Raw genomic sequence first — 12,508 nt, 5'->3', positions numbered from 1 at the left:
CACCTATTGCGATGGAAGATGGGTTGCGTTTTGCGATACGAGAAGGCGGAAGAACTGTCGGTGCTGGTGTCGTTGCAAAAATTATTGAATAGTTTTAAATAAAGAAGGCCAAAAATTATCTTTTAATTATTTTTAATTTGAGAAAAGTTCTAACCCAAAGGCCAGTAGCTCAATTGGCAGAGCGTCGGTCTCCAAAACCGAAGGTTGGGGGTTCGATGCCCTCCTGGCCTGCCATATCAAAATGGAATTGTTTAGTCATAATCTCTAGAAAATAAAAAGGAGTAGCTAGATATTTATAGATAAGGTGCGTGGTGTGGTCTTTAGTAGGGTTTCGGAGTCTGTTTATAAAAGAAAATCCAATCTTGACTGGAATCCTGGACGCTAATTGTTACATATAAGATTAATTATAAAGCATAAAGGGTTTTTTGACGTGAATAAACTGAAGCTTGGACTTGTATTTGTATTCATAATAACTGGTATTGCGGGTTTCATTTATTTAAGTGAAAGTGCAATGGTTATTCGTGTGCTATTTATCTTGATTGGGTTCTTATTGGCGGCAGTTACTGCCAAATTTACAACTCAGGGACAGGAATTTTACGAGTTTTGTAAGGATTCTGCTGAGGAAACGAAAAAAGTAGTCTGGCCAAGCCGTAAAGAAGCGCTTCAAACATCAGGCGTGGTGTTCGCTTTTGTGATTGTTATGGCTTTATTCTTATGGTTTATTGACGCTGCTCTAATGTCGCTTGTTAAGCTTATGATGGATCAGGATATTTGACCAGATATCAGAGAGGAAAGGATGAGTAAGAAATGGTATGTGGTTCACGCTTATTCAGGGTACGAAAAAAGTGTTCAGCGTGCTCTGAAAGATCGTATTGAGCGGGCTGGCATGCAGGATAAGTTTGGTCAAATTTTGGTACCCGTGGAAGAAGTGATCGAGATGAAAAGTGGTCAAAAGAATATTAGCGAACGAAAATTCTTTCCCGGTTATGTGCTGGTAGAAATGGAGATGTCTGATGAGACATGGCATCTGGTCAAGAATACTGATAAGGTTACCGGGTTTGTCGGTGGTTCTGCTATGAAACCTACATCAATAAGTCAGAAGGAAGTGGACAATATACTTCACCAAATTCAGGAAGGGGTAGAGAAACCCAAACCCAAGATATTGTTTGAAATGGGCGAGGCCGTACGAGTTAAAGAAGGACCATTTACAGATTTTCATGGTAATGTAGAAGACGTTAACTATGATAAAAGCAAGCTCAGAGTTTCGGTTTCCATATTTGGAAGACCGACACCCGTCGAATTGGATTTTAATCAAGTCGAGAAGTCGTAGAAAATTGATGGCTTCACTGAATTAGACTTAATTGAATTGCAGATAGTTTTCAATAATTGTAGAGAATCGGGAAGAGTGAATAATCATTCGTTTGTACCCAATAGGAGAACATAGTGGCAAAGAAGATAACTGGCTATATTAAGTTACAAGTACCGGCTGGCAAGGCGAATCCAAGTCCGCCTATTGGTCCTGCGTTAGGTCAGCGTCAACTCAATATCATGGAATTCTGTAAAGCATTTAATGCAGCTACACAAAAGATGGAACCTGGATTGCCTGTGCCGGTAATCATTACAGCTTATGCCGATAAAAGCTTTACATTTGTAATGAAGACAACGCCAGCATCAGTGCTGATCAAGAAAGCTGCAGGAGTTGGGAAAGGAAGCTCCAAGCCGCATTTGGACAAAGTAGGAAAACTAAGCCGCAGTCAGGCAGAAGAAATTGCAAAAACGAAGATGCCGGATCTTACGGCATCTAACTTGGATGCTGCTGTACGTACTATTGCAGGCAGTGCAAGAAGTATGGGTATAGAGGTAGAGGGAATATAAAATGGCACGCTCATCGAAACGCTATAAAGCCATCGCAGGGAAAGTTGATCGCAATACAACTTATCAGATTGACGAGGCGTTAGGGCTTGTGAAAGAGGCAGCAACAGCTAAATTTAATGAATCTATTGACGTTGCGGTCAATCTGGGTATTGATGCAAAGAAATCAGATCAAGCTGTGCGGGGATCAGTTGTGTTGCCAGCAGGAACCGGAAAAACAGTTCGCATTGCAGTGTTTGCGCAAGGCGACAAAGCTAAAGAAGCACAAGAGGCGGGAGCAGATATCGTAGGTTTTGAGGATCTGGCAGCCGAAGTTAAAGCAGGTCATATTAATTTCGATGTCGCAATTGCTAGTCCGGATGCTATGCGCGTAGTAGGTCAGTTAGGCCAAATTCTGGGTCCGCGTAGCTTAATGCCAAATCCAAAAGTAGGAACAGTTACCGTGGATATTGCCGGTGCTGTTAAGAATGCTAAAGCCGGACAAGTGCAATTTAGAGCCGATAAAACAGGCATTATACACTGCACAATCGGGCGCGCTTCGTTTGGAGTAGATGCTCTAAAACAAAATTTAATGGCGTTGATCGAGGCATTGAATAAGTCCAAACCAGCCTCTTCGAAAGGCGTTTATCTGAGAAAAGTATCTGTTTCGAGTACGATGGGTATTGGAATACGGATAGATCAAGCAAGCATAACGCAATAATAAAGAACTTTGGGCCACTGAATGTTATTTACGCATGTCTATTGAGTGGATTATCAAAGACCGCTGGGGTACTCCGAATAATTGGCTTATCCATATAAGAAATTATTTAAAGTAACTTAAACGCTTGACTACAAAAAAACCAAAATTATAAGAAGGTGGATTTTTGGATTTTAGGCACCCAGCGCAGATGGTGCACCCAAAACAGGAGAGTTTTATTTTTCCTGGTTTAAGGTCGCCAGTTTGTAGTATTTGGAAATTAAGTTTTGTTCAAGTACTATTTTTACTGATGGAGAATGAACCTTGAGTCTTAATCTTGAAGATAAAAAAGCAATAGTAGCGGAAGTAAGTGCTCAAGTAGCCAACGCTCAAGCTATTATCATTGCAGAGTATCGAGGGATAGAAGTTGGTCAAATGACGCAACTAAGAGCAAAAACTCGTGAATCAGGAATCTATTTTCGTGTCGTTAAAAATTCATTGGTTCGGCGCGCCGTTGCTGACACACCCTATGCAGAGCTGGCTAGCCATATGGTAGGTCCGCTTGCCTATGGCATCAGCGCTGATCCAGTTGCAGCAGCAAAAGTGCTGCATGAATTTTCTAAGATTAATGAGAAGTTCGTGATTAAGGCGGGCGCAATGGGAGAGCATGTGATGTCTCGTGATGAGATTACTGCGCTTGCTGCATTACCCAGCCGTGAAGAGTTATTGTCTAAGTTACTGGGAACCATGCAAGCACCTGTTGCTAAGTTTGTTCAAACACTTAATGAAGTGCCGGCTCGATTTGTTCGTGGCTTGGCCATGGTGCGAGACGGCAAATAGTTTCTGAAACTTCTATTTAACTCGTAACTAAAACACCGAAAATAACCAGGAGAAGAAAGAATGGCTGTAACAAAAGCAGAAATATTAGAATCGATTGCAAGTATGACTGTGCTTGAGCTATCACAGTTAATTAAAGAGATGGAAGAGAAATTTGGTGTATCTGCTGTGGCAACAGCAGCTGTAGCGGCAGCCGCACCAAACGGTGGAGCAGCCGCTCCTGCAGCAGCGGAGCAAACCGAATTTAATGTAATTCTAACATCAGCAGGTGAAAGTAAAGTCAATGTAATCAAGGTTGTCAGAGCATTAACAGGTTTAGGTCTGAAAGAAGCCAAAGACTTGGTTGATGGTGCGCCTAAGACTGTGAAAGAAGGCGTCTCTAAAGAAGATGCGGCTGCAATTCAAAAACAATTGGTAGAAGCAGGCGCTTCTTGCGAAATTAAATAAAAAAAATATAATCTTCTAGGGCTGGTGAGCTTAAAAAGCTACCAGCCTTTGGTCTTTTGACCGTTTAATACGTCATTGTAGATAATTGAACAATTGATAGTTATTGAGCTTCAACTTTTCAATCCCCTATCTTCTTCGTCCGGAGAGAATTCATGAGCTATTCGTTCACCGAGAAAAAGCGCATCCGTAAAAGTTTTGCTAAACGTGCAAGCGTATTGCCGATTCCATTTCTTCTCGCTACTCAGCTCGAATCCTATGCAGCTTTCCTGCAGGAAAAAATAGCACTTAATCAACGTCAAAATCAAGGGCTTCAGGCAGCTTTTAATTCTATTTTTCCAATTGAGAGTCATACTAAAAATGCCCGGCTTGATTTTATAAGTTACGAGCTTGGATCGCCAGTGTTTGATGTCAAAGAATGCCAACAGCGTGGTCTCACTTATGCATCACCTTTGCGCGCCAGAGTAAGGTTGACAATTATGGATAAAGAAATCTCCAAGCCAACTGTAAAAGAAGTCAAAGAGCAGGAAGTCTATATGGGCGAGATTCCTTTAATGACTGAGACAGGATCCTTTATTATCAATGGCACTGAACGTGTGATTGTTTCACAATTACATCGTTCACCGGGTGTATTTTTTGAACATGATCGGGGTAAAACCCACTCATCAGGAAAATTATTATTTTCTGCGCGCATCATTCCTTATCGCGGATCTTGGCTCGATTTTGAATTTGATCCAAAAGATTGCTTGTATTTCAGGATCGATCGTCGGCGTAAAATGCCTGTTACTACTCTATTAAGAGCAATTGGTTGTACATCAGAGCAAATTTTAAAAGAATTTTTTATATTTGATAGTTTCTACCTTTCAGAAAAAAGCATTCAGTTTGAATTGGTTCCTGAACGCTTGCGTGGTGAAGTAGCGAGTTTTGATATTCTAACTAAAGATCAAAAAATCATTGTTCAAAAAGATAAGCGCATTACAGCGAAGCATATACGTGAAATGCAGGAAGCTAAGATTGATCTATTGGATGTGCCTGAAGATTTTTTATTGGGAAGAATACTTGCACAGAATATCGTTGATAAAGAAACGGGTGAGATTGTTGCACTGGCGAATGATGAAATTACAGAAGAGACGATAATTAAATTCCGAAGAGCAAACGTTAAGAAAATTTATACGCTTTATGTAAATGATCTTAACCATGGCGCTTATATTTCTCAAACATTGAAGATAGATGAAACAACTGATGAAATGACTGCTCAGGTTGCTATTTATCGAATGATGAGACCTGGCGAACCACCTACTGAAGAAGCAGTCAAGATACTGTTCTCCGGTTTATTTTATTCACCTGAACGGTATGATCTATCTGTTGTGGGAAGAATGAAGTTTAACCGCAGGGTAGGTAGAACTGAGCTGACAGGGGCTCAAACATTATCGAACGAAGACATTATCGCGGTTATCAAAATATTGGTAGAACTGCGGAATGGACGCGGCGAAATCGATGATATTGATCATTTAGGCAATCGCCGAGTGCGTTCAGTGGGAGAATTGGCAGAAAATCAATTCAGAGCAGGCTTGGTGCGTGTAGAGCGCGCAGTAAAAGAACGATTGAGTCAAGCAGAATCAGAAAATTTGATGCCGCATGATTTGATCAATGCAAAACCGGTTTCAGCGGCAGCGCGTGAATTTTTCGGATCAAGTCAATTATCCCAATTTATGGATCAGACTAATCCGTTGTCTGAAGTTACGCATAAGCGTCGTATTTCAGCTTTGGGGCCAGGCGGATTAACACGGGAAAGGGCTGGGTTTGAGGTGCGCGATGTACATCCGACACATTATGGTCGTGTGTGTCCTATCGAAACACCAGAAGGACCTAATATCGGCCTCATTAATTCATTGGCTTTATATGCGCGCACTAATGAATATGGTTTTATCGAAACACCCTATAGTAAGGTTGAAGGTTGTCGCGTGACAGAAGAGATCAATTATTTATCTGCGATTGAAGAAGGTAACTATATGATCGCCCAAGCAAATGCAGAGCTTGATGGGGATGGTCGATTTGTTAGTGAAATTGTCTCTTGTCGTTATAAAAATGAATTTGCTTTGTCTTCACCTGAACGCATTGAGTATGTGGATGTAGCGCCGGCACAAATCGTTTCGGTAGCGGCATCTTTAATTCCATTCCTAGAACATGATGATGCTAATCGTGCTTTGATGGGTTCCAATATGCAACGTCAGGCAGTTCCTTGCTTGCGTGCTGAGAAACCGCTTGTTGGTACAGGCATTGAACGGGTAGTGGCGGTACATTCGGGAACTACTGTCCGGGCAAAACGCGGTGGGGTTGTGGACTATGTAGACGCCAGCCGAATTGTCGTGCGGGTACACGATGCAGAGACCTGGGTGGGTGAAGCGGGTGTTGATATTTATAACCTCATCAAATATACACGTTCAAATCAGAATACCAATATTAATCAGCGGCCTCTGGTTAAGATTGGAGACGAGATCGAAAAAGGCGATGTTATTGCAGACGGTGCTTCCACCGACATGGGGGAGCTTGCGCTAGGGCAAAATATGTTAGTGGCATTTATGCCATGGAATGGTTATAACTTTGAAGATTCGATTTTGATATCTGAGCGAATTGTTGCCGAGGATCGCTTTACATCCATACATATTGAAGAGTTATCTGTTGTGAGTCGGGATACCAAGCTTGGAACAGAAGAAATAACAGCCGATATTCCCAATCTCTCTGAACATCAACTGTCCCGTTTGGACGAATCAGGGATTGTTTATATCGGTGCCGAGGTTGAAGCAGGTGATGTTTTGGTCGGTAAAGTTACGCCAAAAGGTGAAACGCAGCTAACGCCGGAGGAGAAACTATTACGAGCAATTTTTGGTGAAAAGGCATCGGATGTAAAAGATACCTCTTTGCGAGTACCCTCAGGGATTTCAGGAACAGTCATTGATGTCCAAGTATTTACCCGAGAAGGCATAGAGCGGGATAAACGCGCACAACAGATTATTGATGATGAGTTAGATCGATATAAGAAAGATCTGGCTGATCAAATGCGCATCGTGGAAGAGGATGCATTTATTCGCCTTGAGCGCTTGCTGATCGGTAAGATCGCTACAGGAGGACCTCATAAGCTCGCTAAAGGAAAAGAAATAACCGCTGAGTATCTAAAAAGCTTTGATCCTCATTACTGGTTCGATATTCGTTTGGCTGATGAAGATGCGAGTATGCAGTTGGAGCAAGTGCGGGAAAGCATGGCGCAAAAACGCAAAGCATTCGATGCTGCATTTGATGAGAAAAAGAAAAAGCTCACACAGGGAGATGAGTTGGCACCTGGTGTGCAGAAAATGGTCAAGATTTATATTGCGGTTAAACGACGCTTGCAGCCGGGGGATAAAATGGCAGGGCGTCACGGCAATAAGGGTGTGATCTCAAAGATTGTACCTCTGGAAGATATGCCTTACATGGCCGATGGAACACCTGTTGATGTGGTGCTGAATCCATTGGGAGTTCCTTCCCGCATGAATGTAGGACAGATTCTTGAAGTTCATTTAGGATGGGCCGCTAAAGGGCTTGGCAAGAAAATCGATGAAATGCTGAAAGCACAGCAGAATGTACTTGAAATCAGAGAATTACTTGACAAGATTTATAACGGAAGTGGTAAAAAGGAAAATATATCCTTGTTATCCGATAATGAAATAATAACGTTAGCCGAGAATTTAACAGAGGGAGTTCCTTTCGCAACACCTGTTTTTGATGGAGCAATGGAAGAAGAGATTAAAGACATGCTGGAATTGGCTGGATTGCCAAGGTCTGGCCAGATCGTATTATACGATGGCCGAACTGGAGAAGCTTTTGATCGGCCAGTGACGGCCGGTTATATGCATGTTTTGAAATTGCATCACTTGGTGGATGATAAGATGCATGCACGCTCAACAGGTCCGTACAGTTTAGTAACACAACAACCATTAGGCGGTAAAGCACAATTTGGTGGACAACGTTTCGGAGAAATGGAGGTTTGGGCGCTAGAAGCATATGGTGCGGCTTATACTTTGCAGGAGATGTTGACTGTTAAATCGGACGATGTTACAGGACGCACTAGAGTATATGAGAGTATTGTCAAGGGTGACCATAAGATTGATGCCGGAATGCCGGAATCATTTAATGTATTGGTAAAAGAAATACGTTCACTGGGAATGGATATCGATTTAGAACAGCATTGATATGCAGAAAATTTGATTGATCAGATTGGATTTTATTCTGCCATTCATACTTAAATTTATACCCAATATTTTTTATTGCCCCCTGATTTACAGGAGCGACAAATGAAAGCACTGCTAGATTTATTTAAACAAGTTACTCACAAAGAAGAGTTTGATGCAATTAAAATTGGTCTCGCTTCTCCAGAGAAAATCCGTTCATGGTCTTACGGTGAAGTAAAAAAACCTGAAACGATTAACTATCGTACATTTAAGCCCGAAAGAGATGGTTTGTTTTGTGCCAAGATCTTTGGTCCAGTAAAAGATTATGAATGCCTGTGCGGAAAATACAAACGCTTAAAGCATCGTGGCGTTATCTGTGAAAAATGTGGTGTTGAGGTAACCCTATCTAAGGTACGTCGGGAACGGATGGGCCATATTGAGCTCGCTACACCCGTTTCGCATATCTGGTTCCTGAAATCCTTACCCTCTCGTTTGGGCATGGTGTTGGACATGACGTTGCGGGATATCGAGCGTGTGCTCTATTTTGAAGCTTATGTGGTTACTGATCCCGGTTTAACACCGCTAACGCGCTGCCAGTTGTTAACCGAAGATGACTATTTAATTAAGACCGAAGAATATGGTGATGATTTCAGCGCTAGTATGGGCGCAGAAGGCATTCGTGATCTGTTGGCTAATCTAGATATTAGTGCTGAGATAGAGAGTTTGCGGCGTGAAATGGAGAGCACAGGCTCAGAAACAAAGATCAAGAAAATCTCTAAGCGCCTTAAGTTACTAGAAGCGTTTAATAAATCCGGAATTAAACCACAATGGATGATACTGACTGTATTGCCTGTATTACCACCAGATCTTCGTCCCTTGGTGCCTTTGGATGGTGGACGTTTTGCAACTTCTGATTTAAATGATCTATATCGACGCGTGATTAATCGCAACAATCGATTAAAACGATTGCTCGAATTGAAAGCTCCTGAAATTATTGTTCGTAATGAAAAGCGGATGCTACAAGAAGCCGTTGATTCGTTATTAGATAATGGTCGTCGCGGTAAGGCCATGACAGGTGCTAATAAACGCGCACTCAAGTCTTTGGCTGATATGATCAAAGGTAAAGGTGGGCGTTTCCGACAGAATCTACTGGGTAAACGCGTAGATTACTCAGGTCGTTCTGTTATTGTTGTCGGTCCTCAGCTTAAGCTGCATCAATGTGGATTGCCTAAAAAAATGGCACTTGAGCTATTTAAGCCATTTATTTTTAATAAACTGGAGCTGATGGGCGTTGCCAGTACCATAAAAGCTGCCAAGCGCGAGGTGGAAAGTGAAAGCGCCGTGGTGTGGGATATACTTGAAGAGGTTATTCGTGAACATCCGGTTATGCTGAATCGGGCGCCAACTCTACATCGTCTAGGCATTCAAGCCTTTGAGCCGGTATTAATTGAAGGTAAAGCAATTCAGTTACATCCATTAGTGTGTGCAGCATTTAATGCTGACTTTGACGGTGACCAGATGGCTGTTCATGTACCACTTTCATTAGAAGCGCAAATGGAGTGCCGTACGTTAATGATGTCAACCAATAATGTGTTGTCTCCAGCTAATGGGGAGCCGATTATTGTACCATCACAAGATATTGTACTCGGGCTTTACTATACAACACGTGAGAAAATAGGTGCACGTGGTGAAGGCATGTTTTTCCAAAATATAAGCGAAGTATCCCGTGCTTACGAAAGTCGAAATGTAGAACTCAATGCCAGAATTAGGGTTAGAATCAAGGAATATAATATCAATACGGATGAGGAGCGATGTGAAAAAGTTACCCGCTATGAGACAACTGTAGGTCGGGCATTGCTATTTGAGATTTTCCCTCCTGGGTTGCCTTTCTCACTACTTAACAAAACGCTCAAGAAGAAAGAGATTTCAAAGCTTATCAATGCAAGTTTTAGACGTTGTGGATTGCGTGAGACTGTTATTTTTGCAGATAAACTGATGTATGCGGGCTTCAGTTATGCAACACGGGCCGGCATCTCTATTTGTGCGGATGATATGCTGATTCCGGCCCAGAAAGCTGAAATTATTGCTTTTGCAGAGAAGGAAGTGAAAGAAATCGAAGGGCAATATACTTCAGGTCTGGTAACGCAAGGTGAACGTTATAATAAAGTTGTAGATATCTGGGGTCGTGCAGGTGATCAGGTTGCGAAAGCAATGATGAATCAACTTGGCGTAGAGCCAGTATATGATCAGGTTGCCGATAAAGTTAAACTGAATGAAGAGAATAAACCTCTGACACAAGAATCGTTTAATTCAATTTATATGATGGCGGATTCTGGTGCCCGAGGCTCGGCAGCACAGATACGCCAGCTATCGGGCATGCGAGGATTAATGGCAAAACCTGATGGCTCAATTATTGAAACCCCTATTACAGCAAATTTCCGTGAGGGATTGAATGTATTGCAATATTTTATTTCAACACATGGTGCTCGTAAGGGATTGGCTGATACGGCTTTAAAAACAGCAAATTCAGGATATTTAACGCGTCGTTTAGTAGATGTTACTCAAGATCTTGTTGTTACAGAAGAGGATTGTAATACCGGTAATGGTGTAGTTATGAAGGCACTCGTAGAAGGTGGCGAAATCATTGAACCATTACGAGAGAGGATTCTTGGCAGAGTTGTAGTCAACGATGTGATTAATCCAGAGAATCAGGAAGTAGTCTTTGCTTCAGGTATATTACTCGATGAGGATGCTGTCGATTTGATTGAATCCTTGGGAATTGATGAGGTAAAAGTTCGTACACCATTAACTTGTGAAACACGTTATGGACTGTGCGCTAAATGCTATGGTCGGGATTTGGGACGTGGTACTCCAGTAAATGTGGGTGAAGCAGTGGGAGTCATTGCAGCGCAATCAATTGGCGAGCCGGGCACACAATTGACAATGCGCACATTCCATATTGGTGGCGCAGCATCTAGAACTGCGGTAGTCAGTCAAATTGAAAGTAAATCTAATGGGACGGTGCATTATTCCTCAACCATGCGTTATGTAACTAATGCGCAAAATGAATTGATAGCAATTTCACGAAGTGGTGAAATTATCATTCAGGATGAGAATGGCCGCGAGCGCGAAAGACACAAGGCGCCCTATGGTGCAATATTATTAGTACGCAATGGAGAAACTGTCAAAGCTGGTCAGGTACTCACAACATGGGATCCACATACCCGGCCAATTATTACGGAATATGCCGGTAAGGTACGCTTTGAGAATGTTGAAGAAGGCGTAACGGTAGCCAAGCAAATCGATGAAGTGACAGGATTATCTGCATTGGTTGTAATCGATCCGAAGCGTCGTGGTGTAAGTCAATCAAAAGGTTTGCGGCCATTAGTCAAGTTTCTGGATGATGAAGGGAATGAAATCAAGGTGGTGGGCAGTAATCAACCCGTGAGCATCACATTCCAAATTGGCTGTATTATTACCGTGCGGGATGGGCAACAAGTAAGTGTTGGTGAAGTATTAGCAAAAATTCCGCAAGAGACCTCGAAAACGAGGGATATTACCGGTGGTTTGCCGCGTGTAGCGGAGCTTTTTGAAGCAAGAGCACCAAAAGATGCAGGTATGTTGGCTGAAGTAACCGGTATTGTGTCGTTTGGGAAGGATACCAAGGGTAAGCAACGGCTTGTTATTACTGATCTTGAAGGTGGAGTACACGAATATCTGATACCTAAAGACAAGCATGTAATGGCACATGATGGGCAAGTTGTTAATAAAGGCGAAAATATTGTAGATGGTCCTGCCGATCCACGAGACATCTTACGCTTACAAGGCGTTGAAGCACTGGCCCGCTATATTACTGACGAAGTACAGGATGTCTATCGCTTACAAGGGGTTAGGATCAATGATAAGCATATAGAAGTCATTGTGCGCCAGATGTTAAGGCGAATCCAAATTATTAATGCTGGAGATTCAACATTTATACCTGGTGAGCAGGTTGAACGTGCTGACTTGTTAATTGAGAATGAACGTTTGATTGCTGAGAAAAAAATGCCTGCTACCTATGAATTTATGCTTCTAGGCATTACAAAAGCTTCATTGTCAACAGATTCATTTATATCTGCAGCATCATTCCAAGAAACGACCCGTGTTTTAACAGAAGCTGCTATCATGGGTAAAAAAGATGATTTGCGCGGACTTAAAGAGAATGTGATTGTTGGTAGGCTCGTTCCAGCGGGTACTGGATTATCTTTTCATAGCAAGCGCAAAAGTCAAGAGAAAACGTATGAGCTTGGATTAGAATCAAATCTTTCAGTTAATAGTACAGTTTAGAAATTGATGGTTGGCTAACACTATCTGCTATTAATCCCAATTCAAAAGCACTTGACATCAAGAAAGAGGCTGAGTTAGTGTAGGGGATTGGGTAGAGAGATAGACACTAGGCTAGACTTTCGAGATTAGAACAATAAGAAGAGGG

General features: G+C 42.1%; 8 protein-coding genes, 1 tRNA gene and 1 pseudogene. All 10 read left to right on the top strand.

What is annotated here, in order from left to right; all coding sequences use genetic code 11:
* Positions 1-92: pseudogene (locus tag BM021_RS13500) on the top strand (elongation factor Tu); the annotation flags it as partial.
* Positions 93-158: 66 nt separating this feature from the next.
* Positions 159-234, top strand: a tRNA-Trp gene (locus BM021_RS13495).
* Between the two features lie 196 nt (positions 235-430).
* A complete protein-coding gene (gene secE / locus BM021_RS13490; RefSeq protein WP_090721541.1) occupies positions 431-775 on the top strand; it encodes a preprotein translocase subunit SecE in 345 nt (114 codons plus the stop codon).
* A 21-nt stretch (positions 776-796) separates the two neighbouring features.
* Positions 797-1,330: a transcription termination/antitermination protein NusG gene (gene nusG / locus BM021_RS13485; RefSeq protein WP_090721540.1), complete on the top strand. Its 534-nt coding sequence runs from the start codon at positions 797-799 to the stop codon at positions 1,328-1,330.
* A 113-nt stretch (positions 1,331-1,443) separates the two neighbouring features.
* Positions 1,444-1,875 (top strand): 50S ribosomal protein L11, encoded by a 432-nt coding sequence (gene rplK, locus BM021_RS13480; RefSeq protein ID WP_090721539.1) that lies wholly within the window; start codon positions 1,444-1,446, stop codon positions 1,873-1,875.
* Between the two features lies 1 nt (position 1,876).
* Complete coding sequence (rplA, locus tag BM021_RS13475; RefSeq protein WP_090721538.1) at positions 1,877-2,572, top strand: 50S ribosomal protein L1; 696 nt, start codon at positions 1,877-1,879, stop codon at positions 2,570-2,572.
* Between the two features lie 300 nt (positions 2,573-2,872).
* Positions 2,873-3,388, top strand: a complete 516-nt coding sequence (gene rplJ / locus BM021_RS13470; RefSeq protein ID WP_090721537.1) for a 50S ribosomal protein L10 — start codon at positions 2,873-2,875, stop codon at positions 3,386-3,388.
* A gap of 60 nt (positions 3,389-3,448) precedes the next feature.
* Positions 3,449-3,832: a 50S ribosomal protein L7/L12 gene (rplL, locus tag BM021_RS13465; RefSeq protein ID WP_090721536.1), complete on the top strand. Its 384-nt coding sequence runs from the start codon at positions 3,449-3,451 to the stop codon at positions 3,830-3,832.
* A gap of 152 nt (positions 3,833-3,984) precedes the next feature.
* On the top strand, positions 3,985-8,058 hold the full coding sequence (gene rpoB, locus BM021_RS13460; protein WP_090721535.1) for a DNA-directed RNA polymerase subunit beta: 4,074 nt from the start codon (positions 3,985-3,987) through the stop codon (positions 8,056-8,058).
* Positions 8,059-8,160: 102 nt separating this feature from the next.
* A complete protein-coding gene (gene rpoC, locus BM021_RS13455; RefSeq protein WP_090721534.1) occupies positions 8,161-12,363 on the top strand; it encodes a DNA-directed RNA polymerase subunit beta' in 4,203 nt (1,400 codons plus the stop codon).
* Positions 12,364-12,508 lie beyond the last annotated feature (145 nt).

This window comes from Nitrosomonas sp. Nm166, from assembly GCF_900112825.1.
Taxonomy (GTDB): Bacteria; Pseudomonadota; Gammaproteobacteria; order Burkholderiales; family Nitrosomonadaceae; genus Nitrosomonas.
This window is presented reverse-complemented; position numbering and strand designations above follow the sequence as displayed.

What these genes read in the sequence shown, in the direction of transcription:
- rpoC (WP_090721534.1), top strand. Translation starts at nt 8,161, where the DNA reads ATGAAAGCACTGCTAGATTTATTTAAACAAGTTACTCACAAAGAAGAG.
- rplA (WP_090721538.1), top strand. Translation starts at nt 1,877, where the DNA reads ATGGCACGCTCATCGAAACGCTATAAAGCCATCGCAGGGAAAGTTGAT.
- nusG (WP_090721540.1), top strand. Translation starts at nt 797, where the DNA reads ATGAGTAAGAAATGGTATGTGGTTCACGCTTATTCAGGGTACGAAAAA.
- rpoB (WP_090721535.1), top strand. Translation starts at nt 3,985, where the DNA reads ATGAGCTATTCGTTCACCGAGAAAAAGCGCATCCGTAAAAGTTTTGCT.
- rplL (WP_090721536.1), top strand. Translation starts at nt 3,449, where the DNA reads ATGGCTGTAACAAAAGCAGAAATATTAGAATCGATTGCAAGTATGACT.